This is a genomic window from Vibrio sp. 10N.261.51.C6, assembly GCF_041471785.1.
In the GTDB taxonomy this organism is placed as follows: Bacteria; Pseudomonadota; Gammaproteobacteria; order Enterobacterales; family Vibrionaceae; genus Vibrio; species Vibrio crassostreae_C.
In genome coordinates this window covers 1-23,933 of record NZ_JBFRPB010000004.1, presented here as the reverse complement: position 1 = coordinate 23,933, position 23,933 = coordinate 1, and the positions used below count along the sequence as shown (strand labels likewise).

The window sequence follows — 23,933 nt, the reverse complement described above, 5'->3', positions numbered from 1 at the left end:
GCCAGTTATTCTATGAAAGTAACGGCGGCTTAACGTGAACTAAATCGTTTTATTGCTTATAAATAAACGAGTTAAACTAAAAGGGGTGGCACATTGCCACCCCTTTGTTGTAATTTAAGCTTAATGATTCGGGTTAACCCTAACAATGTCTTCTTGATCTGACTTAAACTGTTTCTTTAGTTCAGACTTAGATTTAAAGCTAATCTCACCACCAGCTGCAATTGTCATATGTTGAGCTTCAGAGTTATGTTTAGATTGGTATAACATAACCGCTTGCATACACGAGTCGCGCTGTTCTTTTGAGAGCGCCGTACCTTCTGGCCATTTACCCGTTTCAACTGCGTAGGTTAAACGTTCGTAGACCTCGGGTGTCATTGCGCTAAGAAGTTGTTCTGCATCCATGGTAAAGCCTTAGTTTTAACAATTTTCACCAGAAAATAACCCGTAACAGAATTGAGTCAAGAACCTGACCGATAATAAGTGCATCTGATCACAAGTGAAGGAATATGAAAATTATGAAATGGTTGGCGATTAGCCTATTGCCTTTCACTCTGGTTGGGTGTCTTGAAGGGAACAAAAATACCGATCAACTGTGCCAAAGCAATCCGGGTCTTCAGTGTGAACAATTGAACATGAACGATGGGCAATGTCGTGTCGCACGTACCGACCTCATCTGGCATCGATTTGAAGTTCAGAAGCAACCCACCGAAATCAACAAAATTAAAGAATTCGAATTAGTCACTGCCTACAAAAAGTGCCTAGAGCTCGCGGCACAGATCGAAACGATCGATCAATCTAAGCTGCAAGAGCGTCGCTTTACCTCTTTAATGCACAGTATCGAAGAGTCTGAGCGCATTGTTGATGAGCTATCGAAATCTGATACACCGGAAACGCTTTACTTCTTGTGGTCGCAAACTGGGGACACCAATGCCAGACGCAGTTTCCTACAACTAGAAGGCTCTGAAGCGTTAAACACAGCTGAGATGCAATATGCCTTAGCAACCTTCTATACCACCAGAGATCATGCTAAAACACTTAAGCTGCTTAATAATGCCTTAACGTTGTCGAGCAACTCTGCCGTCAATACAGAGATCTTTAAGTCAATGGCCAGCATCAATCACAGCTTGGGCCATATGGAAAAGGCGTATGTCTGGGCGATGGTTGCCAAAGAGTTTGATGTGCCGATTGCTTCTGAAGCCGAGCTCACGGTGTTGTACCATTTCGACAAGGCAACCTATAAGAAGCTAAATAAAGACGCAGATAACATCGTCGAAGCGATTGAGGATGGAATTTACAGCCCTTCAATCGTCCCGAGTTACTGATCGCTTCATTTATAGTGTTCTTACTTAAGCTTGTTATTCACCTGCTTTCAAATAAAAACAGCTACCTTTTTAGTAGCTGTTTTTATTTGTACTAGAGTTAAATCTGAAACCTTGGGCGTTTCAGCCTTCCTAAATCGACAAATGCGACCTGTAAGGATTAGACAATAGTTACAAGTTATTTCGTACTTTCGTCATTTTTGTTGAAAATTAACGACACTGAATTAACACAGAACCGTTCACCTGTGGTCTTCGGGCCATCTGGAAAAACGTGACCTAAATGGCTATCACAGGCGGTACAACGGATCTCTACACGCTTCATTCCGTGACTTAGATCTTCTATATAGCGTACTGCTTCATCATTCACTGGGGCATCAAAGCTTGGCCAACCACACCCAGAGTCATATTTGTTATCCGACAGAAACAAAGGGCTTTCACAGCATGTGCAGCTATAGACGCCAGTCTTATGGTTGTGCAGTAACTTGCCGCTATATGGGGCTTCAGTACCACGCTCACGACACACTGAAAATTCGTCGTCCGTTAGGCGCTCACGCCAGTATTCATCAGGCTTTATCATATTTCCTCCCTTTTGAATCACGTTAATATCTCTCCACATTCTCAGTTATTATATTTACTTTTTTCTATAAAGGCTTGCATATGAGTCGTTTTGTAGCACATACTTTCTCACCAGGAAACATTGTACATATACACTCATAAGTGAATCATCATTTAGGGGTATTTTACCCAACTGGAAGGGTACAGAGCCACTTGCAATGGTCAATTTTCAATCACTTACACCCAATTGTTAAGAAAAGCGTCGCTTTTTTTTGACATTAAACAAGTTAAGTCGGATTATCTATTGCAGATGTATACTGGATTCTGTAATTTTACTACCAGTTATCTTTAATCAGAAATTAAGTTGTGGAGCAACTACAATGACTATCAAAGTAGGTATTAACGGTTTTGGCCGTATCGGCCGTTTCGTATTCCGCGCAGCTCAAGAGCGTGCAGACATCGAAGTAGTAGGTATTAACGATCTAATCGACGTAGAGTACATGGCATACATGCTTAAGTACGACTCAACTCACGGCCGTTTCAACGGTACTGTTGAAGTTGAAGGCGGTAACCTAATCGTTAACGGTAAAACTGTACGTGTTACAGCTGAGCGTAACCCAGAAGACCTTAAGTGGGATGCTATCGACGTAGACGTAGTTGCTGAAGCAACTGGTCTTTTCCTAACTGACGAGACTGCACGTAAGCACATCACTGCTGGCGCTAAGAAAGTAGTTCTTACTGGTCCTTCTAAAGATGCAACTCCAATGTTCGTAATGGGCGTTAACCAAGCATCTTACGCTGGTCAAGACATCGTTTCTAACGCTTCTTGTACTACTAACTGTCTTGCACCTATCGCTAAAGTACTTAACGATAAGTGGGGCATTGAGTCTGGTCTTATGACTACAGTTCACGCTACTACAGCAACTCAAAAAACTGTAGATGGCCCTTCTGCTAAAGACTGGCGCGGTGGCCGTGGTGCTTCTCAAAACATCATCCCATCTTCAACTGGTGCTGCTAAAGCTGTAGGCGTTGTTCTTCCAGAACTAAACGGCCTTCTAACTGGTATGGCTTTCCGTGTACCAACTGCTAACGTATCTGTAGTTGACCTAACAGTTAACCTAAAAGAAGCTGCATCTTACGAAGAAATTTGTGCTGCAATGAAAGAAGCTTCTGAAGGCGAAATGGCTGGCGTTCTTGGTTACACTGAAGACCAAGTAGTATCACAAGATTTCATCGGTGAAGTTCAAACTTCAGTATTCGATGCTAAAGCTGGTGTTGCTCTAACTGACAAATTCGTTAAAGTTGTATCTTGGTACGACAACGAAATCGGTTACTCAAACAAAGTTCTAGACCTAATCGCTCACATCTCTAAGTAATTTCTTTTTAGAAATCGCTTTAGATAAGCATTAGCGAAGACTGTTTTGAGCAGACTTTGAAAAAGGCGACCTTAGTGTCGCCTTTTTAATGCCTGCTATCTTTTAAACCGCGTCTGTCTAAGCTCATCAAGATAGCCCAAACGCAAAATTCAATTCTAATACTGACTCTGCTTGTTACTCATGAAAACACAAGCATCACTCTAGTCAGCATTTGAATTCAATTTCCTTAGAAGGATCATGTAATGGATTTATCTACTCTACCTGCACTGGCGGTACTTTCTGACAACGTCACTATCGTTGAACACGAAGGTGTAAAACTGGTTCGCGTTATCCACGATAAAGCAAACGCAGCGATTTCACTGTTTGGCGGCCATGTGGTGTCATTCCAACCGCAAGGTCAAGAAGACCTAATTTGGATGAGCCAACAAGCTAAGTTCGATGGTAAAACGGCTCTGCGTGGTGGTATTCCAGTATGTTGGCCTTGGTTTGGTCGCATTGCAGCACCAGCACATGGTTTTGCCCGTTCAAGTGAATGGCAATTGGTTGAACACCGTGAAAGCGAAGCTGGCGTGATTGTTAGCTTAGGTCTGAAGCCAAGCGAAGAGACGCTAGCAGTATGGCCTCATCAGTTTGATGCTCGCTTGAATGTTGAGATCGGCGAACAACTAAAAGTAACGCTGGACGTGAAGAACACTGATTCTCAGCCATGGACTTTCTCTGGTGCACTACACACTTACCTAAACGTTGGCGATATCCACAACACAACCACCACTGGTATGGGTGCTGAGTACATTGATAGCCTGCAAGGTGGCAAGATCTGCCAAGGTGGATCTGAACTGGTACTGACCGACACGATTGATCGCGTTTACACTCAGCCAGAATCACAAATCTGTGTTGCTGACAAAAAATTTGATCGCACACTGACCGTTGAAAATCACGGTCACAATTCAGCAGTACTGTGGAACCCTTGGGCTGAAGGGGCTGCGGGTATGGGTGACATGCAAGACGACGGTTACCTAACCATGTTGTGTGTTGAATCAACACTGCACGCACCAAGCCTAGAAGCCGGTAAAACACTCCGGCCGGGTGAAAACCACCAACTGATCACTGTGATTAGTGCCCAATAACCGTATAAATACAGTTATAAAAAACGATTTTGGGCGGCTTTATGTCGCTCTTTTACTTTTTGGTTTTAGCTCGTTACACTTGCGCTGTCTATTCTCCTTTAGAGGTCTCCATGACTTACCAATGCCCTTTGTGTCACCAACCTTTATCTCAAAACGATCGTACGTTTAAGTGTGAAAAGAACCATCAGTTCGACCTAGCGAAAGAAGGCTACGTCAATTTGATGCCTGCGCACCACAAACGCTCAAAAGATCCAGGTGACAACAAAGAGATGATGCAGGCACGTCGTCGCTTCCTTGAAGGTAACCACTATGACCCAATGCGCCAAGCGGTGGTGACGTTGTGTTCTCGCTATCTACCAGAAGAGACGCCTAGCCTATTGGATATTGGTTGTGGCGAAGGTTATTACACCAACGAAATTGCTGTGAATCTTCAAGAAAAGAAAGGGGCTACTTTTGGCCTAGACATTTCTAAGATTGCTATCAAATACGCCGCTAAACGCTACCCTGCTGTCGACTTCTCAGTTGCATCAAGCCATCGCCTACCCTTTGCTGAAAACAGCTTAGACGGAATTCTACGCATTTACGCGCCTTGCAAGGCTGAAGAGTTACAACGCACCATCAAAGATAATGGTGTGGTGATCACCGTGACACCAGCTAGCCGACACCTGTATCAACTGCGTGATGCAATTTATGATGGCGTTCGCTTGCACGACGAAGATCCAGAAGTGATCGAAGGTTTTACGCTTGAGCATCAAGAGCAACTAAACTATATGATGGAACTATCGGGGTCAGATGCATTCGACCTGCTACAGATGACGCCGTTTGCTTGGAAGGCGAGTGAAGAGTTTAAACTACAACTCACCGAGGCAGAGCAATTCAACTGTGAAGCTGACTTTATGCTGCGAGTGTACCGCAAACAAATTTAATTGATATTGATTATCGTTTGCATTGAAATCTTATCTTGCCTCCTTTAGTATGCGTGTTCTTCAAGGAGGCATTTCATGCAACGTATTATTCTTATCGGATTAGCTACTCTTCTCACGGCTTGTGCTAGTCAACCTGCAAAAGACACTTCTCAAAAAGTGGCTCAAACGGAATCCGTTTCCACATTCTATGACTACCAGTTCGCTTCTCCACAAGGCGAAACACTTTCTCTCGATGCATTACCCGAGCAGCTGATTGACGCTGATGTGTTTCTAATTGGCGAATGGCACACGCATTCTGCCATTCACCGCTTCCAAACCGACTTCTTAAAAGCGCGCCGCAACGCAACATCAAACATTGCGCTTTCAATGGAACAGTTCACTCGAGAGCACCAAGCCACACTTGACCAATACTTAAACGGCGAAATTGGCGAACAAATTCTCATGTCTCAAGCGGCAGCTTGGCCAAATTACGAAAGTGATTACCGCGCGTTAGTTGAGTTCGCAAAAGCCAACGACGTCGATGTTATTGCGGCAAATGCACCAAAGCCATTCGTGCAGTGTATTGGCCGTAAAGGATTGCCTTACCTAGACCAATTATCGACCGAGCAACGCCAATGGATTGCTGCCGAAGTGGATACTGGCGATAGCCCTTACAAAGAAAAGTTCATGGCTTCTATGCATCACGGTACGCCAGAGCAAACAGAAAAGCAGTTTGCCGCTCAGGTTACCTGGGACGAAACCATGGCTGAGTCGATTGTGGATTACCTAGCATCAAACCCTGATAAACAAGTGATTCACGTGGCTGGCAAGTTTCACACCGAGGGTGGTTTAGGGACGGCGGCATCAATTCTACGTCGTAACCCTGATTTAAAAATCGCCATCATCAGCCCGGTTGAAGCGATCTCATCGGATAGCGGTGATTATCAGCTTGAAGTGCTTTCGCCGCCGGCTCGCTTTGTAAAGAAAGAGAACCGAATGAAGGCATACAAGCATCTGTCAAAACGTAGTGCTAGCCTAGAGTGTGAGTAGGATCTGTTGATCCACTCTTCTAAGCTAAAGAGTCGATGGGCTAATCCTAGATAATTAGCCCATCGTCACAACTTGATCACGTTCCCGTCATTCATCCTAACTCTATCTAAAATCAAACATTCTTATCGGCACAAGACTTGCTTAGTAAATAGACGATTTAACCAAGCAGACGAAAATGTAATGTGCGAATAAAAAAACATCACTATCGATGATTAATTGCACAAGTTTTTCACACCTCTGCCGATACTATATTTAAGGATAGGTAAGGAGAGCTATATGACGCCAGTAGGAACGAGTAATACTCAGCTGTATTCGCCTTCGCAGATGAACGCTAAGAGTTCAGCTAACGAAGCTGAAAAGCCTAAACCGCTTAAGGTTGAGCAAAATACGGTTAGGCTTTCTGATGAAGGCAAAGCACTCTTATCTGCCCTAAAAGAAATTGATAAAGAAGCGAAGAAAGTCGAAGCAGAAAACGCGACAGTTACCGATAAAGTTGAGTCATTCGCTCATGGTGCCTTGGGTATGGATCACCCAGATAAGATTGAAGAAGAAGATGATGGTTCTTATTCAGCGGGGCAATACCTGTCCGCAGCGGCAACCGTAGGCGGTATTCTTCTCGCACTCATTTAGCCTTGCCAACCTATCGCATTCTCTAGAATAAAAGCGATTTATCGTTACGACAATAGACCCGATTAGGTCTAAAAAACGAGTTCATTCCATAATTCCGCTCTCATTTTAATGGAATAATACTCGTGAAAAACACTTTTGAGCTTATCGATAAGCCAACCTTTTTTGGTGCTATAGCACTCCTACTCACGATAGTTTTCCCGCTCATTTTGTTCCCTGCACAGGGCGCAGACTGGATTGCGGTTGCGAAAACATTCATGACTGATCAACTCGGATTCCTGTATCTTGCTCTAGGTCTCGCAGCCTGTGCATTTATGGTGTACGTAGTATTCAGTGATATGGGACAAATTAAACTAGGCGAAGCTGATGAAGAGCCTGAGTTTAAAACTGCATCATGGGCTGCCATGCTATTTTGTGGCGGTATCGGTGCAAGTATCTTGTATTGGGGCTGTATTGAGTGGGCTTACTACTACCAATCACCGCCTTTCCAACTAGAACCTGGCAGTGAAGAAGCAGTACGCTGGGCTGCGACCTACGGCCTATTCCACTGGGGACCAATCGCATGGTCTATCTACCTAATCCCGGCAATTCCTATCGCTTACTTCTTCTACGTACGTAAACAACCTGTTCTAAAGATCTCAAGTGCATTAATGCCTGTTCTTGGTGAACACCGTAGTAAAGGCGTACCAGGAAAGATCGTTGATATCCTATTCATTTTCGGTCTATTAGGCGGCGCTGCAACAACATTAGGTTTAGCCGCTCCTCTGATCACTGAAGGTCTAAATCACCTATTTGGTCTACCTAAAAATAACCTAACGCAAGTGATGGTGCTTTTAGTGTGTACTGCGATTTTTGCTTACTCATCTTATGCTGGATTGGAAAAAGGCATCAAGATCCTAAGTAACATCAACTTCTGGGGTGCGATGGGTCTACTGGCTTTCGTTCTGATCGCGGGTCCAACAATCTTCATGTTAGAAACAGGCTTAGACTCAATTGGTCGTCTACTGTCTAACTTCTTCGTGATGGCAACGTGGGCTGAACCATTTGGTGGTTACGGTACATTCGAAAACACTCACTTCCCACAAGACTGGACGATTTTCTACTGGGCATGGTGGCTAGTATTTGCACCGAGTATGGGTCTGTTTGTTGCGCGTATCTCTCGCGGCAGAACCATCAAACAAATGGTGTCAGGGTCGATCTTCTTTGGTTCTCTAGGTTGTTTCCTGTTCTTCATGATCTTAGGTAACTACGGCCTATCACTGCAGCTTTCTGGTGAGCTAGATGTCGTTGCCATTTTGAATGCGGAAGGCGCAACCAAAGCTATCTTCTCGATGCTTGCACAATTGCCAATGAGCACGCTGGTTATCGCTGTATTTACAATGCTGTGTATCATTTTCACGGCAACAACATTTGACTCTATCTCATACATCCTAGCGTCTGTTGTACAAAACAACGTGACCGAAGAGCCAATGCGCTGGAACCGTATGTTCTGGGCATTTACTCTGTCGTTCTTACCAACGATTCTAATGTTCTTAGGCGGTCTAAGTACGCTACAAACGGCGGCGATTGTTGGTGGCTTACCACTGCTTGCTATCTCTGTGATGCTGATGATTTCAGCGGTTCGTGCGACTAACCTCGACCTACGCCATCAAGATGCGTATATCGAGCCAACGATCAACATCGAAGAACTGCCAGACATGGACCCTTGGTCTGCTGAAGGTATGGCGTTGGCTCAGTTTGAGAAAGAAAGAGATGCAGCACAAGAAGCCGCAGAACTTGAGCGTGTTGCTTACACAGAACTTGCCGCAGTGAAGAAAGAAATTCGCGCTTATGTGTTAGAACAAGGTTCACAAATGGAAACTCACGAGTTACCAGAGAACCTACAACAAGCACTTGAGCAGGCCGAGAGTAATCTTAGTGCCGCACAAGCGAAAAAGATCGAGTTATCTGAGCAAGCTCAGAATGCTCGTATCACGTTCAATCAGGTGGTTGCAGACTTACCGCTTGCTTGACATTAGCCATGACACAGTCCATTGATTTGGACCCTCCTAAATACGACAAAGGCTCACAGAAATGTGAGCCTTTTTTTTATTCGGGTGATTGACTAGTCTTCGTTAACTAGCGGTTCGGGTGGTTCAAGATGTGATCTTCCCAATCGACAACATCGATTTCGTATACCACTTTGTTACGAACGCTTTCACCTGCTGCATGCATCTCTGTTTTTGATCCGGTGATCAACGGGTGCCATTCAGGAATCGGCTTAGATTCTGATAAAAGGCGGTAAGCACAAGTGTCTGGTAGCCAGTGAAACTCATCGATCTTGTCACGAGTCAGCTTCAAACACTCTTCACCTGAAGTGAAGCGGTTCGGGTAATCTTTACACGAACATGTTTTGTCGTTTAACCAGCTACACGCCACATTGGTGTAGTAAACTTCATCGCTATCTTCATCCATTAGTTTATGTAGGCAGCACTTACCACAACCGTCGCAAAGTGATTCCCACTCATTCTCGGTCATCTGTTCTAGTGTCTTTTCTTGCCAAAATGGATTCGCCATAGGATTACTTCTTACTCTTTTACTGGGGTGCGTGTTATACCGCTAGCCCATAAAAAGTTCAAGGATAATAATTGTTCATTCTTTGATTCAATCAACAGCTGTCACTCTCATCATTTTTTGCTACTATCGCGCACCCTGTTATTTAGTGAGTTTAATTTGATGGAATGTCGCCTAGGTTGTGGAGCATGCTGTATCGCTCCAAGTATTACATCTGCTATTCCTGGAATGCCTAATGGTAAGCCTGCTGGGATACGCTGCATCCAATTAAATGAGCAAGATCTCTGCAAATTATTTGGTCAACCTTCACGCCCGAAGGTATGTCACCAATTCAAAGCTTGCCCTGTCATTTGTGGTAAAACCGACCAAGAAGCCCTTGATAACCTGATCGAGTTAGAAGCTATTACCTAAGCGTATTAGCCCTTTTCTATATCCCAGCAATTTCTTTTCCTACTCATACTTTGCTTTAGGTTATAGGTGCTTATGAGGCCTCAATAGTCTTTCAAACAATACTGACTACCTCGCTATGAGTAATAACCGTTTCAGGAAACTCTCGGCGAAATAAAGCCATCGATAAGACATCACAGATCAATGAGGCCTTTATTCTCGTACCCATAAACCAACCAATAACTTGCCTTGAATAAAGGTCAATAATGGCAACTAATTATAGCCAATATTTGTTTGTAGCTACGTCGGTGATATCTCCTGCCCATTTTTAAATTAGCAGTCGTTGCACTGAAGACCTGAGCGAGCAAGGCCGTAACTACGGGTATTCAGTTCAGGTCAAGAAGTGGACAATATCTTATAAACTTGAAGTACTATGTGTATATCATCAGGTAGCGTTTTTATTTACTTTGTTGTCAGCCAATATATTGGATAATATGGCAATAATACATTATGGAAGGAAAATGTGATGAGTAAAAAAATGACCATGGCGGAGATTTCAAGACAGCTTGGAATTTCAACAATGACCGTGTCACGTTACTTTAATGACGGTTATGTCTCGGCTGAAAATCGCCTTAAAATTGATGCTATCGTCAAAGAAAATCATTATACCCCTAATATATTTGCTCGTTCCATTCGTAGCCAATCTAATATTATTGGTTTCGTTGCTCCTCGCATTGAGTCATATACAACTAGTTTAGTAATTAAAGGGGCACTGGCGGCTGCCAATGAATCACAAGTACGAATGCTTTTTCATGCCTCAGGGTTTAACCATGAGTCAGAATGCCAAGCTGTGAGAGAGTTTAATGGCTTAAATGCATTGGGCACTATTATTATTGCTTCAAAGCACAGTGTCGAAGAGACGTTTTATCAAACCTTAGACAATGTGTTATTTATTGGTAAAAACACCCCTCACCATTGCTGTTTATATTACCCCGACCATGCTGCAATTAAAGCACTCGTTTCCCAAACCATCACTCAGTTAAAACAACAGCAGGCACCGCTGGCAGCCGTACATTATATTTATGATGAGCGTATGCTTTCCAGCCGTACTAAGTTGATGCAAGCCACCATTACTGACACCGTCCCTGAGTTGAATTTTTCACTACAAGCTCTAGCCAACTCGGAGGACAAAGCCGGCTACCAGGCAATTCAATTACAGCCTAATCATGTCTACTTTTGTGCCACCGATAATATTGCTATTCGTTTATATCGTCGCGCCAAAGAACAGCAACTCAAGATTGGTCATAACTTATGGATTGTAGGCATGGGTGACTATGACTACAGCGATTTGTTAGTCCCAAGCCTGACTACTGTCGCTTTTAACTACTATCAAGTGGGCTACCAAGCTGTCAAAAAATTGCTCAAGCGCGATTTCAGTTCCGTTGAAGGCACATTCGACATAAGAATGAGAGAAAGTTCACAGTTTCTCTGAAATTGTATTGAGTCCAAATAGGTTCCATTTAACACTATGTGTTAACGATAACACACATAGTATAACCGATGACACTCGCTAATAATCTACACTCAAAACCACTCGCGTGGTGGAAGAAAGCAACTGCCTACCAAATTTATCCCCGTAGTTTTTATGATACAAACCAGGACGGTATTGGTGACATCAATGGGATCATTGCTAAGCTAGATTATCTTGCTGATTTGGGCATTGATTTAATATGGATCTGCCCATTCTACGCATCACCGAATGATGATAACGGTTACGATATCAGTGACTATCAAGCGATTCATCCTGACTTTGGAACCCTTGAGGATGTGGATAAATTAATCACTGCTGCTCATGAACGTGGCATTCGCATTATTATGGATTTAGTGATAAACCACACTAGCGATGAGCATCCATGGTTCATCGAATCGCGAGATAACAAAGATAGCCCTAAGCGTGATTGGTATATTTGGCGTGATGGTTGTGAGCCTACAGCTGAAAAGCCGACTTGCGAACCAAATAACTGGGAAAGTATTTTTCATGGTAGTGCATGGGAATATGATGACAAAACTGCACAATATTATTTGCACCTATTTTCTAAAAAACAGCCAGATCTTAATTGGGAAAACCCTGAAGTTAAACAAGCACTATTTAAAATGATTCATTGGTGGTTGGAACGAGGTATTGATGGTTTCCGTGTCGATGCAATTAGCCATATTCAAAAACAAGCTGGTTTACCCTCTTTACCCAATCCAAAGGGTGAAAACTATGTCTCTTCATTCGATTATCATATGAATGTGGCAGGGATTGAAAAACATCTGTATGAGTTAAAAGAGCAGGCGTTTTCGCCTTTTGATATCGTGACCGTTGGTGAGGCCAATGGGGTGACGGCCGACAACGCATTGCCTTGGGTTGCTGAAGCGACCGAGCACGATCAAGGTGGTGTTTTTAACATGATTTTTCAGTTTGAACACATGAAGCTATGGTCGGAAGAACAAAGCAACGAGAATTTCGATCTCGTGGCGTTCAAACGCATTTTATCGCGTTGGCAAGATGCCTTAGAAGGTAAAGGCTGGAATGCGCTTTATTTAGAAAACCACGATCAAGCTCGTAGTATTGATACTTTTGCCGATCCTAACTCTAGGTATGCCAGTGCTACCGCGTTAGCGAGTTGTTATTTCTTGATGAAAGGAACTCCATTTATTTATCAGGGCCAAGAGATTGGTATGGTAAATCATCAGTTTACTTCTCTTGACGAATTTAACGATGTGTCTGCGAGAAATTTAATTCAAAAGCTATCGCAACAAGGTCAGAGCGATGCCGATATCTTAGCCTTGTTAAATCAAGTATCCCGCGACCACAGTCGCTTGCCAATGCAATGGAATGACCAGGATTTTGCCGGTTTTTCTGAGGTGCAACCTTGGTTCTCGGTGAATCAACAGTATGCAGATATCAATGTTGAGCAACAACAGCAAGATCCAAATTCGATCTTAGGTTTCTATAAGCAGTTGATTGCTTTGCGCAAGTCACATGAAAGCTTAGTGGTTGGCCGTTATCAATTACTGCTAGCTAACGATCCTAATATCTATGTTTATCAACGTGTTGCTCAAGATATGACATGGACCATTATTACCAATTTAAGTCCACAAGAGAGCGTTGTTGATATCGACTGCACCCAATTAGGCGAGTTAATGCTTGATAATCAGAATATTAACAATGAACACGTTCGCTCAGATTTTATAACAACGCAAATAGCCCCCGCTTATGCCGCGTATATATTTGCAAGAAAGCACTAAATTATATTTATGGCTAGGCGCTGATAACGTTAGCCTGTATTTAAATTAAGGAACTATTTATGAGTAAGTTACTATCGTTTGATTTTTGGCAACGATTTGGGAAGTCCCTTATCGTTGTTATCGCGGTGATGCCTGCCGCTGGTATCATGATATCACTAGGTAAAGTGGTCGCAATGTATGCGGGTGGGTTTGGTGCCATTGAAACACTAGGCGCTATAATGGAAAACATAGGTTGGGGGATCATTGTTAACCTTCACCTATTATTTGCGGTCGCGATTGGTGGCTCGTGGGCAAAAGAGCGTGCAGGTGGCGCATTTGCCGCGCTAATTGCCTTCATCTTAATCAACCGTATCACTGGGGTTATATTGGGCGTGGATAACGCTATGCTCAGTGACCCAGAAGCGGTTGTGATGAGCCTATTTGGTTCTGAGTTACCTGTCTCTCAATTCTTCACGAATATTTTGGGTGCTCCTGCCCTAAATATGGGTGTGTTTATCGGTATTATGTCTGGCTATTTAGGTGCCAACTTATTTAACCGCTATCATGACTTCGCTCGCTTACCTCAGGCATTAGCATTTTTCAACGGTAAGCGTTTTGTACCTTTTGTTGTTATTTTCTATTCGCTGATTATTGCGTTTGGTTTATCTGTAATATGGCCTTTAATTCAAGGTGCGCTTAATGATTTTGGTCAATGGATTGCTACCTCTAAAGACACTGCGCCGATCACTGCTCCTTTCTTGTATGGTACGTTAGAGCGTTTATTACTGCCATTTGGTTTACACCACACTTTAACTATTCCAATGAATTACACCGAGTTGGGTGGTACTTATGAGCTTTTGACTGGGATGAATGCGGGCTCAAGTGTTTATGGTCAAGATCCATTATGGCTTGCTTGGGTCAGCGATTTAAATAATCTTAAATTAAGCGATCCGACAACTTACCAATACCTGTTAGATACGGTGCACCCAGCACGCTTTAAAGCAGGCCAAGTTATTATCGCAGCCTCTTCATTGATTGGTATTGGACTTGCGATGTATCACTGTGTTGATAGTGATAAGCGCGCACAATATAAGCCAATGTTCTTATCTGCCTGTCTTGCTGTGTTATTAACCGGTGTGACTGAGCCTATTGAATTCATGTTTATGTTTATCGCTCCCGTTTTGTATGTTGCACATGCTGTGTTAACAGGAGTTGCATTTGCGTTGGTCGATGTGATGGACCTACGTGTACATGCCTTTGGTTTGATTGAGTTACTCACTCGTATACCTATGATGGTTTCAGCGGGCATCGGTGGTGATCTGGTTCGCTTTGCATTAGTTTCTATTGTTTTCTTTGTGGTTAACTATGGATTGTTCCGCTTCCTAATCGTGAAATTGAAGTTACCAACACCGGGTCGTATGGGTAACTACCTGGATGAAAGCTCAGAATCGATGTCAGAAGATGAGAAGATGAACATTATTATTCAGAATTTAGGTGGCCGTGCCAATATTGCTGAGATTGATGCTTGTATGACTCGCTTGCGTATTACAGTTAATGATCCGAAGTTGGTTGCTGAATATGCGTCATGGAAGCCGACAGGGGCTCTTGGTGCTGTGATTAAAGAACAGGGTGTACAAGTTATTTATGGCCCTGGGGTGGATGTTATTAAATCTAAGTTAATAGAGAAATATTCAGCACAACCTGCGTAATTCTTTTTAGATCAAATAACCTCGAGAAACGCAGCCTTGCGCTGCGTTTTATCTCACTAGAATAAATAAGTGAATAATAATGAAGTTAATGACACTAAATACCCACAGTTGGCAAGAAGAAAAACAGCTAGAAAAGTTAGATGTGGTCGCGCAAGCCATTATCGAGCAAGGGTGCGATGTGGTTGCATTACAGGAAGTGAATCAACATCAAGATAGCCCGGCCGTTGATGCCAATATATTAACCAATCACACTGTGTTGGCGAATAACTATGGTTATTTATTACAGAAAAAACTCATGGAATACGGTCATCACTACCAACTTACGTGGGATTTCGTTCATCAAAGTTATGAAGTATATCAAGAGGGGCTCTCATTTTTAACGCGACTACCGATTGTCGAACATGAGGTCATTGATTTAAGTGATAACTATGATATGAGCTTTTGGAAACATCGGCGAGCAGTGCGTATTAAAGTGACCTCTCAACAGGGTGATTTTAATCTTTATAATTGTCATTGTGGCTGGTGGAATGACTCAGAGAACTCATTTGAGGATCAGTTCGACCGAATCAAGGCAACTTTACCAACAGAGTTGAGCTTTCTATTAGGCGATTTCAACAACCCAGCTCATATACGTAATGAAGGCTATGATTACGTATTACAACGCGGTTTGATGGATTGTTATGAAAGAGCAGAAATCAAAGATGATGGAACCACTGTCATTAAAAACATTGATGGTTGGGAGCAAAATAGCCAAGCGCTACGCATTGATTTAGTACTTAGTAATCAACCTGTAGTGGTAAAGCAGCATAAGGTAATTTTTAATCACGATTTTTATCCGGTTGTATCAGATCACTTTGGGGTGTTGGTAGAAGTAGAACTTACTTAATTTTTATCAACTCATCGTAGTTTAAATAAAAAGAATACTGACACAAATACGGCTAATTATCAGGTCACTCTTACTTGCTAAAATAGCGATAGAATACGATTGACCTTAACGATCTTTAGTGCGAGTTCGAAGTGATTACATAAGATTCTCTGTTCTTTCTTTCAACTATATACACAAGATTTCACACTTCTGCGAAATCTAAACTATCTTATTGATACTGGTAAAGATTAATAAGGATAGTTATGAATAAGTATATCGCAGAAATGTTCGGTACGTTTTGGTTGGTGTTAGGCGGTTGTGGTAGTGCCGTCTTAGCCGCGGCTTTCCCTGATGTGGGAATTGGTCTACTCGGAGTTTCCCTTGCCTTTGGTTTAACCGTACTCACTATGGCTTTCGCTATTGGTCATATATCCGGTTGCCACCTCAACCCTGCTGTCACCATCGGTCTATGGAGTGGTGGTCGCTTTGATGGCAAGGATGTTGCGCCTTATATTATTGCCCAAGTGATTGGCGGTATTATCGCGGGCGGCGTGCTATTTGTGATTGCTTCAGGCCAAGCTGGCTTTGATGCAGCTGCCTCTGGCTTTGCTTCCAATGGTTATGGTGAACACTCACCGGGCGGTTACTCGCTCACTGCGGCTCTCGTTTGTGAAGTAGTCATGACCATGGTTTTCCTATTCGTGATTATGGGCGCGACTGATTCGAAAGCACCGGCTGGATTTGCACCTATCGCGATTGGTCTCTGTTTGACCTTGATTCACCTTATCAGTATTCCTGTAACCAACACCTCTGTGAACCCTGCTCGAAGTACCGGCGTGGCTGTATTTGTCGGTGATTGGGCCGTTTCGCAATTGTGGCTATTCTGGATTGCACCGATTATTGGTGCCGTGATTGGCGCGATGATATACAAAGCGGTAAGAGGTTCAGATTAAGCGCTGAAAAACGTCTAAAGCAATAAAAGAAAAAGCCGCTTAGTGATGCTTCACCAAGCGGCTTTTTTAGATCTTATGACGACCGAGTAAGGAGTGCGAAAGCGTGGTGCCATCCACCAGCTCTAGCTCACCACCAACGGGAACACCATGAGCGATACGGCTTGCGTTCACTTCATGGGCATTACATAGCTCAGCAATGTAATGCGCTGTCGCTTCCCCTTCAACTGTTGGGTTAGTCGCTAGGATTACTTCCGAGATATCACCACGACGCAGGCGGTAGTCCAAAACATCGAGACCGATGTCACTTGGACCAATACCATCAAGTGGTGAAAGGTGACCCATCAATACAAAGTAACGGCCTGAATATTGGCCAGTTGCTTCGATAGCTGCAATGTCTGCAGGGCTCTCTACTACACAGATTTGACCATTTTCCTGACGTTTAGGATTGGTACAAATGTGGCAAGTATCTTCTTCAGTAAAAGTACGGCACTCATTACAGTGACCAATTTCGGTCATTGCTTGGCTAAGAGCTTCAGCCAACTGTAGGCCGCCTTTTCTATCGCGCTGTAACAAATGAAAGGCCATACGCTGCGCCGACTTGGGGCCAACCCCAGGTAGACAACGTAAGGCCTCCATCAAATGCTCCAGCATATGACTGGTACGCATATTTAACCGTTCTAATGTTCAAGTAATAGCCTGTTCAACACAAACCACCACCTGAATTAACCTTTAAGAATAAGTTACTTAGAAAGGCATCTTCATACCTGGTGGAAGTTGCATTCCGCCAGTTACGCTAGCCATTTTCTCTTTTTGAGTTTCTTCAACGCGACGAGCCGCATCGTTGAAAGCAGCAGCGATAAGATCTTCAAGCATCTCTTTATCGTCTTCCATTAGGCTTTCATCGATATCAACACGGCGAACGCTGTGGCTACCAGTGATCGTTACTTTTACAAGGCCAGCACCTGACTCACCTGTAACTTCCATATTTGCGATTTCTTCTTGAAGCTTTTGCATGCGCTCTTGCATTTGCTGGGCTTGCTTCATCATGTTGCCCATACCGCCTTTACCAAACATGTTAATACTCTCTGGTCTAATTGGTTTATTAAAATTAATTAAGCTATACGAGCTTAAATGGGGGTTAAAACAGTGTGATTCAACCCCTCGATGTTCAGTTCTCAGATTTGCTTATCTGGGATGATATGCCGGTCACTAAACAAGAAAACGTTCTAGATAGGACGAACGCTGTCTCTGTCGAGTTCAGCGGCAAAACGTCTTTCAATGAACTGTACGTTGGCATCGTTTTCTAAAGCGGTAAACGCGTCTTTCAACTTACCTTGATACAGTCGTTCTCGTAATTCTAGCGGCGTTTCTCCACCATCACCGATTTCAACACTCAAATGACACTCTTCTCCAAGCACAGTATTGAGAGACTGCAATAGCTCACTCTGCGCACGGTCGGTATTCAAATGAGCTTGGCTCGCTCTTAACGTTAAAGTGATTGATGTGTCGTTTTTAGCAAACACTGAGTTCAATGCTAACTGTTCAACAAGCTTGGCTGTCTCTAGCTTTTGAATCGTGGCTGACCATTCATCTTGAGCAATCGACTCTTGAAGCAATTTATCGACCATTTCTGGTGTCTTAATATGCTCCAACGCACGCTTGATCTGAGTAGGTGTAAGCTCTTTGCTCACCTCTTTCACTACAGGTTTAGACGGTTTCCAGCGATAAGGTTCATTATCGTTGGTCACATTTTCTGTCGAAGAGGATGATAAAGAAGCTGGCGACACCCGCTCAGAACCACCGTGTTGCTGAGCAACTCGATCAAGAACTGAAGTTTTAGCTGGTGTCGCTTTAGCCTTTTTTGGCGCCGAGCCTTTGTTTTCTGTTGCCGAACTGCCTCTACGTTGAGAACGTAATTGGTGGCGTAAACCACTCACAGGCGAAGTTGCACGCGCTGGCTGCTCTTGCGGAGCAGAAGGTGCAGCGCTTGGCTGTTGAACCGGACTCTGGTTTTGATAATTCGTTTGTTGCTGCTGAGGCTGCTCTGCACCGTAGCTTGGACGCTCATCATAAGCAGGAGGCGCGTCATACTGGCTATGCGGGTAATCCTGCTCAGGATAACCTTGGTTGCCTGAATGTTCAGCGTAACCTTGCGAATCTGAATACTGTGCTGGAGTCTGTTGCACGGGTGGCTGCTGCATAGCTTGCTGTTGAGGCGCCTGTTGTTGCATCTGAGGCTGTCTCGGAGCTGCCATTGGCGCAGGTTGACTCACTGACTGAGCAACGTTCTGAGCTTGAGCTGCTGGAACTGGCGCTGGGCTTGCCGACTGAGTCGAGATTGCCTTAGCAACCGCTTGTTCAGCTGGTCTAAATGCCAACATGCGTAAAACCACCATCTCAATACCAACGCGAGCGGTTGGCGACAATGGTAAGTCTTCACGACCTTTCAATACGATCTGGTAGTAGAGTTGAATGTCTTGTGGGCTAAGCGCTTTGCTCAGTAGTTCAAGCTTCTCAGCGTCAGGCTGTGCCTTATCTAATGTAGATGGCAAAGCTTGGAACATCGCAAGACGATGCAGTTGGGCCGCAAGCTGATTCAGCAAACCATCCCACTCAACACCGTTCTCAGCAAGGCTTTGGATACACGCCATCGCTTGCTGTGGCTGCTTACTGCTAATCGCTTCAAGCAAGTGGATAGCTTGGTCGGTATCCAGTGTTCCGAGCATGTGAGCAACAGTATCTGTTACGACATTGCCATTACCCAATGCGATAGCTTGGTCTGTAAGGCTTAGCGCATCACGCATACTGCCATCAGCAGCATGAGCAATCATTCCAAGCGCACGAGATTCAGACGTCACATCTTCTTGTTCAAGAATATGATCGAGCTGCTCGTGAATATTATCAACGCTGATCGGCTTAAGATGGAACTGCAAACAACGCGACAAGATCGTTACTGGAAGCTTCTGTGGATCCGTTGTTGCGAGCAAGAATTTCACATACTCAGGCGGCTCTTCTAAGGTCTTTAGAAGCGCGTTAAAGCTGTGCCTGGAAAGCATGTGGACTTCATCGATTAGGTAAACCTTGAAGCGACCACGTGCAGGCTTGTACTGAACATTGTCCAGAAGCTCGCGGGTATCTTCTACCTTAGTTCGTGATGCCGCATCGATCTCGAGCAGGTCAACAAAGCGACCTTCATCGATTTCTTTACAGGTTGCACATTCACCACAAGGTGTTGAGGTAATGCCTGTTTCACAGTTGAGTCCCTTAGCAAACAAACGACCGATGGTTGTTTTACCAACACCTCGTGTACCGCTGAACAGGTATGCGTGGTGCAACCTATTCTGGCTAAGGGCATTCTCTAATGCTGTTAAAACATGGGCTTGACCAACCACTTCTTTGAATTTGGTTGGTCGCCATTTTCGCGCTAACGCAAGATAGCTCATGAATAATTCCGAAAAGGATTAATGACCGTCGAATTCGCAGATGCTAAACACTTCTAGACCTAAGCCTTGTAAGCGCTTGTCACCACCGATTTCTGGAAGGTTAATAACAAATGCAGCGTGTTCTACCATACCACCAAGCTGACGAATCAACTTTGTTGTTGCTTCAATCGTACCGCCCGTTGCTAGCAAATCATCAACCATCAACACTTTATCGCCTTCAACGATAGCATCAGTATGGATTTCTAGAGTGTCGGTGCCGTACTCAAGCTCATAAGATTGTGCCACAGTTTGACGAGGCAGCTTGCCCGGCTTACGAACAGGAATGAAGCCAACACCTAGCTCAAGTGCCAAAGGCGCACCAAATAGGAAACCACGAGCTTCAGTACCAACGATCTTAGTAAAGCCCATGTCCTTGTATGTTTCCGCTAGCAGGTCGATAGTCGCTTTGTAAGCTACTGGATCTTCCATCAAGCTTGTTACGTCACGGAACAAAATACCCGCTTTAGGGTAATCAGGAATGCTTTTGATGCTTGCTTTGATCAGAGAGATTTTTTCTGTGTTCATAATCTTATGCACTTCATTAGGCCGCTTTCCAAACTCTCGTTAACGAATCAAACATCAACGCTCGGAATTAAGGAAAGGTACGATTGGTATTCATTGCAACGAGAGTCATAACTCTGATTGCTGAAATAATAAACGCCCGCTATACAAGCAGGCACACTGGCTTAATGGTAGTGATTTTCTTTGCTGTCAGCAACCAACTCATGGGTTGGAAGTCGCATAAACCATGTGAGAAGAATAACAAGTACACAAATTAGGAAAGCCTTGACCCAAATGATAGGGGCAAAGTAGATGGATAACGCAAAACTCAACAAGATAAAGAATACGCCACGCGTTTTAACTTGTTTGGTGACGGCACCGTGTTGATACCAATTGTTCAGCAAAGGACCCAGCGTTTTGTGCTCATGCATCCATTTATGAACTTTCGGATTGCTTCGCATGAAGCATGCGCTGGCAAGAAGGAGAAAAGGAGTGGTTGGCAGAACGGGCAAAACTATCCCTAGAACTGCGAGAAATATACAAAGGCCACCAGCAATATTGAGGCTTAAAACTCGAACGCTAATTGTGGCCTCCTTGAGTTAGCTATCACCAATCGGCGACGACAGCTTAACTAGAATGTTGCGTAACCATTGAATACACGGATCAACGTAAGTGTTGCTGGTAGCAATGGAATCATTAAAAATGCGGCTAAAAATCCTAAAAAGTAGAATACATTAAACGGGTCTTGAAAGTCTTTGTTATCTGCCATGATTGCTTCTTGTTTTTGTTAGTGAAGGTAAGTATCCGGCGAACCAAACCCGCTTTGCTAAATCGACATTTAACAAAAAAGGCATAGCCACACCATTTGCGCAACTATACCTTAATCAATTATTCACAAAAACCGAGGAAATATAGGGTTAATCAGTAGACCCTTGGTGTATGTCTAAACTAAAACTTGCCGCTCCAAGTAGGCTCAACGACAGTTGGCAGCCCTGTTCGATCGGAAGGTCCCGCGTAATAAAGTTCTTCTTGCAGTTCTCACCCAAGCGCTCACCTGCTGCAATATATTGATTCAATTCACCATTCGACCATTGCCCGTCTAGACCCGCAGGCAAAATGGAGATGGTTCCCTCGGCAAGGTCAGCAACACCAAACAAGGCATTCACTGGGGTGGAGCATTTAGAGCAACGAATCCCCTTCTCTAAGATTTCAGCAATATCTTTGAGATCAACATTAAAATCTTTTCTGTTTCTTATGAAATCGTGGAACAGCGCTCTCACTAACAATGTTGTCGCGGAGCCGCCATTATCAGACGACGATGAATCGACGAGGTAAAAAGCAAACTGCCCGTTCATCATCCACGCATAGTCAAACACAAGTGGCATCATCTCTGTTGATTGCAGTAACCGGTAACTGCAACGCCATGAGCCTTGTCGCGTATCTTTCTCTGGAAGCAGCGCATGCAGTAAGTCTTTTGCTGCGCTTGGGTTATCTTGAAGGTAATTCAGGTGCCAATGCAGTTCTTGGTCTTCAGGGATCTCTCCCCCATCATCCACACAGAACCATTGGCTCGAAAAATCTCGTTGGTCTGAAATGTTATCGAACGAATCTGTCAATGTATTCGCAATCGCACTTCCTAGGTGACGGTGATCCTCTAACGGCTTCGCCAAGAAGTCTTTAATACCAAATCGCAAGGCTTTCGCCACGTCAGACATATCATCAGTGCCAGACACAACGATCATAGGCAGTGACGGGTACTCTAAACTGAGCTCTTCCACAAGCTCTATGCCATCAAGTATTGGCATTGATAAGTCACACACAATTAAATCTGGCGCTGAGTCTCTAAGTTTCTGCAAAGCGTCCAGTCCATTTTCAGCCTCAACCACTTTATAACCTACCTTGTCTAGGTACGCGCTGGTTATACGGCGAAAAATAGGATCATCATCAACCAACATCACGCATTTTTGGTTAATTACTTCCTGAGCCGAGGTCATTACTGGCTGACTGTGAGTTTTGTACATAATCTATAACCTCACAAAACTAAGTCGAATTATTATTGTTATCTGTTCTAAGAACTAATATAAAACTTAGTAATAAAATGCTAAATACACAAATTTGCACTCTTTACTGGTAATTCGTGACGAGGGTTGGAATACTTGTAAATAGTGCAACGAGTTGACGTAACGCAAACATTGATCTCACTGTTACGTATAAATTAGATGAGATTGTAAACAAATGTGTCTGGATTTATGAAATTAGATGATTTAAACCTCTTTCGACTCGTCGTTGAAAATGGGAGCTACACCGCAACATCGCGCAAGACTATGATTCCGGTTGCGACCATCACACGACGCATCCAAGCCTTAGAAGATTCTTTGAACCTTAGGCTTCTCAATAGACACGCGCGTAAACTTTCTTTAACAGAGGCAGGCGAACGTTTCTTCAATGAATGCTCTCCGCTGTTGCAACGTCTCTCTTCTACTGCAGAAGAGTTAACTGACGTGTGCAAAGGCGCTTCCGGTAAGATTCGTATTACGGCACCCTCAAACCTGACCAAGCGCATGATGATGCCAATGTTCAGTGAATTCATGATTCAATACCCTGATATCAATATTGAGCTGATGATGAACAACCAAGCGGATCAGCTGGATCCAACGGAGTGGGACGTAATTTTCCGAGTCGGCCCTCAGCGTGATTCAAGCCTAATCGCTCGAAAAATCAGTGAAGTCAAAGATATTCTTATCGCGAGCCCTGAGTACTTAGCGAAGAACCCAGCTCCAAGCCATGCTGAAGAGCTAGCGAACCATTCGCTACTCAAAGGCTACCCGCTAATTAAGTGGCAGCTGAGTAATTCGAATGAAGAGACGGTGGTGAATAGCGAGAAAGGCCGTTTCAACGCCAATGCGCTTAATGTCGTAAGACAAGCGTGCTCAGAAGGCCTAGGTATCACCCTGATGCCTGACGTGATGATTCGTGAATACATTGAAGATGGCAGCTTAGTGCAAGTTTTAGAAGACTGGAGCGCTAACCCTCGTGATATTTACATGCTTTATAACCACAAAGACCATCTACCAGAGAAAGTGAGATTGTTTATTGATTTTGTGATCGCATACCACATTCATTAAGGTCAATCCCCTTCTCTATAAACAAAAAACCAGAGCCGATGCTCTGGTTTTTTATTTTCTGTATCGCTAGCGAAACTCTGTATGACTAACGAAACGCTAGTTAAGCGTATCCGCCCCATGAACCCA

At 43.8% G+C, this 23,933-nt stretch carries 24 protein-coding genes and 1 pseudogene; 14 read left to right on the top strand and 11 right to left on the bottom strand.

Features of this window, described 5'->3' with window-relative positions; all coding sequences use genetic code 11:
- Nucleotides 1-120: 120 nt before the first annotated feature.
- Nucleotides 121-402, bottom strand: a complete 282-nt coding sequence (locus AB4375_RS00145) for a YeaC family protein (RefSeq protein ID WP_010437067.1) — start codon at nt 400-402, stop codon at nt 121-123.
- A gap of 113 nt (nt 403-515) precedes the next feature.
- Between AB4375_RS00145 and AB4375_RS00140 the strand changes: the two genes are divergently transcribed.
- On the top strand, nt 516-1,322 hold the full coding sequence (locus tag AB4375_RS00140; RefSeq protein WP_372050842.1) for a DUF2989 domain-containing protein: 807 nt from the start codon (nt 516-518) through the stop codon (nt 1,320-1,322).
- Nucleotides 1,323-1,497: 175 nt separating this feature from the next.
- On the opposite strand, the gene msrB is transcribed toward AB4375_RS00140, so the two are convergent.
- On the bottom strand, nt 1,498-1,935 hold the full coding sequence (gene msrB / locus AB4375_RS00135) for a peptide-methionine (R)-S-oxide reductase MsrB (protein WP_080582205.1): 438 nt from the start codon (nt 1,933-1,935) through the stop codon (nt 1,498-1,500).
- A 319-nt stretch (nt 1,936-2,254) separates the two neighbouring features.
- Here msrB and gap point away from each other — a divergent pair, with 319 nt between their 5' ends.
- The 6 genes from gap to AB4375_RS00105 all read left to right on the top strand — a co-directional run bounded on the left by gap (nt 2,255) and on the right by AB4375_RS00105 (nt 8,971).
- Nucleotides 2,255-3,250, top strand: coding sequence for a type I glyceraldehyde-3-phosphate dehydrogenase (gene gap / locus AB4375_RS00130; RefSeq protein ID WP_017059382.1), 996 nt, complete (start codon nt 2,255-2,257; stop codon nt 3,248-3,250).
- 242 nt (nt 3,251-3,492) lie between these two features.
- On the top strand, nt 3,493-4,377 hold the full coding sequence (locus AB4375_RS00125) for a D-hexose-6-phosphate mutarotase (protein ID WP_372050834.1): 885 nt from the start codon (nt 3,493-3,495) through the stop codon (nt 4,375-4,377).
- Nucleotides 4,378-4,487: 110 nt separating this feature from the next.
- The gene (gene rlmA, locus AB4375_RS00120) at nt 4,488-5,303 is read left to right on the top strand and encodes a 23S rRNA (guanine(745)-N(1))-methyltransferase (RefSeq protein WP_017059384.1); all 816 of its coding nucleotides are present in this window, start codon (nt 4,488-4,490) and stop codon (nt 5,301-5,303) included.
- Nucleotides 5,304-5,378: 75 nt separating this feature from the next.
- On the top strand, nt 5,379-6,332 hold the full coding sequence (locus AB4375_RS00115) for a ChaN family lipoprotein (protein ID WP_372050832.1): 954 nt from the start codon (nt 5,379-5,381) through the stop codon (nt 6,330-6,332).
- A gap of 276 nt (nt 6,333-6,608) precedes the next feature.
- A complete protein-coding gene (locus AB4375_RS00110) occupies nt 6,609-6,962 on the top strand; it encodes a hypothetical protein (protein ID WP_017070323.1) in 354 nt (117 codons plus the stop codon).
- A gap of 122 nt (nt 6,963-7,084) precedes the next feature.
- Nucleotides 7,085-8,971, top strand: coding sequence for a BCCT family transporter (locus AB4375_RS00105; protein WP_017063436.1), 1,887 nt, complete (start codon nt 7,085-7,087; stop codon nt 8,969-8,971).
- 106 nt (nt 8,972-9,077) lie between these two features.
- Here the strand turns inward: AB4375_RS00105 and AB4375_RS00100 are convergent, their stop codons facing one another.
- On the bottom strand, nt 9,078-9,515 hold the full coding sequence (locus AB4375_RS00100; protein ID WP_372050830.1) for a YcgN family cysteine cluster protein: 438 nt from the start codon (nt 9,513-9,515) through the stop codon (nt 9,078-9,080).
- A gap of 159 nt (nt 9,516-9,674) precedes the next feature.
- Here AB4375_RS00100 and AB4375_RS00095 point away from each other — a divergent pair, with 159 nt between their 5' ends.
- Entirely contained in the window at nt 9,675-9,923 is a 249-nt protein-coding gene (locus AB4375_RS00095) for a YkgJ family cysteine cluster protein (RefSeq protein ID WP_248389634.1), read from the top strand.
- Nucleotides 9,924-9,943: 20 nt separating this feature from the next.
- Here the strand turns inward: AB4375_RS00095 and AB4375_RS00090 are convergent.
- Nucleotides 9,944-10,285: pseudogene (locus AB4375_RS00090) on the bottom strand (DDE-type integrase/transposase/recombinase); the annotation flags it as partial.
- A 140-nt stretch (nt 10,286-10,425) separates the two neighbouring features.
- On the opposite strand from AB4375_RS00090, the gene AB4375_RS00085 reads away from it, so the two are divergent.
- The 5 genes from AB4375_RS00085 to aqpZ all read left to right on the top strand — a co-directional run bounded on the left by AB4375_RS00085 (nt 10,426) and on the right by aqpZ (nt 16,699).
- Entirely contained in the window at nt 10,426-11,391 is a 966-nt protein-coding gene (locus AB4375_RS00085) for a LacI family DNA-binding transcriptional regulator (RefSeq protein WP_017070321.1), read from the top strand.
- A gap of 68 nt (nt 11,392-11,459) precedes the next feature.
- Nucleotides 11,460-13,193 (top strand): alpha-glucosidase, encoded by a 1,734-nt coding sequence (locus tag AB4375_RS00080; protein ID WP_102320046.1) that lies wholly within the window; start codon nt 11,460-11,462, stop codon nt 13,191-13,193.
- Between the two features lie 59 nt (nt 13,194-13,252).
- Nucleotides 13,253-14,881 carry a PTS transporter subunit IIBC gene (locus AB4375_RS00075; protein ID WP_372050828.1) on the top strand — a complete coding sequence of 543 codons (1,629 nt, stop codon included), beginning with the start codon at nt 13,253-13,255 and terminating at the stop codon, nt 14,879-14,881.
- A 79-nt stretch (nt 14,882-14,960) separates the two neighbouring features.
- The gene (locus tag AB4375_RS00070) at nt 14,961-15,767 is read left to right on the top strand and encodes an endonuclease/exonuclease/phosphatase family protein (protein WP_372050827.1); all 807 of its coding nucleotides are present in this window, start codon (nt 14,961-14,963) and stop codon (nt 15,765-15,767) included.
- A 242-nt stretch (nt 15,768-16,009) separates the two neighbouring features.
- Nucleotides 16,010-16,699: an aquaporin Z gene (gene aqpZ, locus AB4375_RS00065; RefSeq protein ID WP_017059390.1), complete on the top strand. Its 690-nt coding sequence runs from the start codon at nt 16,010-16,012 to the stop codon at nt 16,697-16,699.
- A 66-nt stretch (nt 16,700-16,765) separates the two neighbouring features.
- On the opposite strand, the gene recR is transcribed toward aqpZ, so the two are convergent.
- The 7 genes from recR to AB4375_RS00030 form a co-directional block, all read right to left on the bottom strand.
- A complete protein-coding gene (recR, locus tag AB4375_RS00060) occupies nt 16,766-17,365 on the bottom strand; it encodes a recombination mediator RecR (protein ID WP_019823189.1) in 600 nt (199 codons plus the stop codon).
- A 78-nt stretch (nt 17,366-17,443) separates the two neighbouring features.
- A complete protein-coding gene (locus AB4375_RS00055; RefSeq protein ID WP_017062338.1) occupies nt 17,444-17,773 on the bottom strand; it encodes a YbaB/EbfC family nucleoid-associated protein in 330 nt (109 codons plus the stop codon).
- Nucleotides 17,774-17,925: 152 nt separating this feature from the next.
- Nucleotides 17,926-20,142: a DNA polymerase III subunit gamma/tau gene (dnaX, locus tag AB4375_RS00050; RefSeq protein WP_372050826.1), complete on the bottom strand. Its 2,217-nt coding sequence runs from the start codon at nt 20,140-20,142 to the stop codon at nt 17,926-17,928.
- 18 nt (nt 20,143-20,160) lie between these two features.
- Entirely contained in the window at nt 20,161-20,706 is a 546-nt protein-coding gene (gene apt, locus AB4375_RS00045) for an adenine phosphoribosyltransferase (protein WP_017070315.1), read from the bottom strand.
- A gap of 161 nt (nt 20,707-20,867) precedes the next feature.
- Nucleotides 20,868-21,239 carry a YbaN family protein gene (locus tag AB4375_RS00040; RefSeq protein WP_029225617.1) on the bottom strand — a complete coding sequence of 124 codons (372 nt, stop codon included), beginning with the start codon at nt 21,237-21,239 and terminating at the stop codon, nt 20,868-20,870.
- Nucleotides 21,240-21,313: 74 nt separating this feature from the next.
- Nucleotides 21,314-21,451, bottom strand: a complete 138-nt coding sequence (locus AB4375_RS00035) for a hypothetical protein (protein ID WP_017067606.1) — start codon at nt 21,449-21,451, stop codon at nt 21,314-21,316.
- Between the two features lie 148 nt (nt 21,452-21,599).
- Nucleotides 21,600-22,703, bottom strand: a complete 1,104-nt coding sequence (locus tag AB4375_RS00030) for a response regulator (protein ID WP_372050825.1) — start codon at nt 22,701-22,703, stop codon at nt 21,600-21,602.
- Between the two features lie 228 nt (nt 22,704-22,931).
- Between AB4375_RS00030 and AB4375_RS00025 the strand changes: the two genes are divergently transcribed.
- Nucleotides 22,932-23,807, top strand: coding sequence for a LysR family transcriptional regulator (locus AB4375_RS00025; RefSeq protein ID WP_017062344.1), 876 nt, complete (start codon nt 22,932-22,934; stop codon nt 23,805-23,807).
- Nucleotides 23,808-23,933 lie beyond the last annotated feature (126 nt).

Excerpts from the sequence above, each read along its gene's own strand:
- rlmA (WP_017059384.1), top strand. The coding sequence starts at position 4,488 with ATGACTTACCAATGCCCTTTGTGTCACCAACCTTTATCTCAAAACGAT.
- AB4375_RS00100 (WP_372050830.1), bottom strand. The coding sequence starts at position 9,515 with ATGGCGAATCCATTTTGGCAAGAAAAGACACTAGAACAGATGACCGAG.
- AB4375_RS00125 (WP_372050834.1), top strand. The coding sequence starts at position 3,493 with ATGGATTTATCTACTCTACCTGCACTGGCGGTACTTTCTGACAACGTC.
- AB4375_RS00110 (WP_017070323.1), top strand. The coding sequence starts at position 6,609 with ATGACGCCAGTAGGAACGAGTAATACTCAGCTGTATTCGCCTTCGCAG.
- aqpZ (WP_017059390.1), top strand. The coding sequence starts at position 16,010 with ATGAATAAGTATATCGCAGAAATGTTCGGTACGTTTTGGTTGGTGTTA.
- AB4375_RS00145 (WP_010437067.1), bottom strand. The coding sequence starts at position 402 with ATGGATGCAGAACAACTTCTTAGCGCAATGACACCCGAGGTCTACGAA.
- AB4375_RS00055 (WP_017062338.1), bottom strand. The coding sequence starts at position 17,773 with ATGTTTGGTAAAGGCGGTATGGGCAACATGATGAAGCAAGCCCAGCAA.
- recR (WP_019823189.1), bottom strand. The coding sequence starts at position 17,365 with ATGCGTACCAGTCATATGCTGGAGCATTTGATGGAGGCCTTACGTTGT.
- AB4375_RS00035 (WP_017067606.1), bottom strand. The coding sequence starts at position 21,451 with ATGGCAGATAACAAAGACTTTCAAGACCCGTTTAATGTATTCTACTTT.
- dnaX (WP_372050826.1), bottom strand. The coding sequence starts at position 20,142 with ATGAGCTATCTTGCGTTAGCGCGAAAATGGCGACCAACCAAATTCAAA.
- AB4375_RS00030 (WP_372050825.1), bottom strand. The coding sequence starts at position 22,703 with ATGTACAAAACTCACAGTCAGCCAGTAATGACCTCGGCTCAGGAAGTA.
- AB4375_RS00085 (WP_017070321.1), top strand. The coding sequence starts at position 10,426 with ATGAGTAAAAAAATGACCATGGCGGAGATTTCAAGACAGCTTGGAATT.
- AB4375_RS00070 (WP_372050827.1), top strand. The coding sequence starts at position 14,961 with ATGAAGTTAATGACACTAAATACCCACAGTTGGCAAGAAGAAAAACAG.
- msrB (WP_080582205.1), bottom strand. The coding sequence starts at position 1,935 with ATGTGGAGAGATATTAACGTGATTCAAAAGGGAGGAAATATGATAAAG.
- AB4375_RS00080 (WP_102320046.1), top strand. The coding sequence starts at position 11,460 with ATGACACTCGCTAATAATCTACACTCAAAACCACTCGCGTGGTGGAAG.
- gap (WP_017059382.1), top strand. The coding sequence starts at position 2,255 with ATGACTATCAAAGTAGGTATTAACGGTTTTGGCCGTATCGGCCGTTTC.
- AB4375_RS00115 (WP_372050832.1), top strand. The coding sequence starts at position 5,379 with ATGCAACGTATTATTCTTATCGGATTAGCTACTCTTCTCACGGCTTGT.
- AB4375_RS00025 (WP_017062344.1), top strand. The coding sequence starts at position 22,932 with ATGAAATTAGATGATTTAAACCTCTTTCGACTCGTCGTTGAAAATGGG.
- AB4375_RS00140 (WP_372050842.1), top strand. The coding sequence starts at position 516 with ATGAAATGGTTGGCGATTAGCCTATTGCCTTTCACTCTGGTTGGGTGT.
- AB4375_RS00095 (WP_248389634.1), top strand. The coding sequence starts at position 9,675 with ATGGAATGTCGCCTAGGTTGTGGAGCATGCTGTATCGCTCCAAGTATT.
- AB4375_RS00075 (WP_372050828.1), top strand. The coding sequence starts at position 13,253 with ATGAGTAAGTTACTATCGTTTGATTTTTGGCAACGATTTGGGAAGTCC.
- apt (WP_017070315.1), bottom strand. The coding sequence starts at position 20,706 with ATGAACACAGAAAAAATCTCTCTGATCAAAGCAAGCATCAAAAGCATT.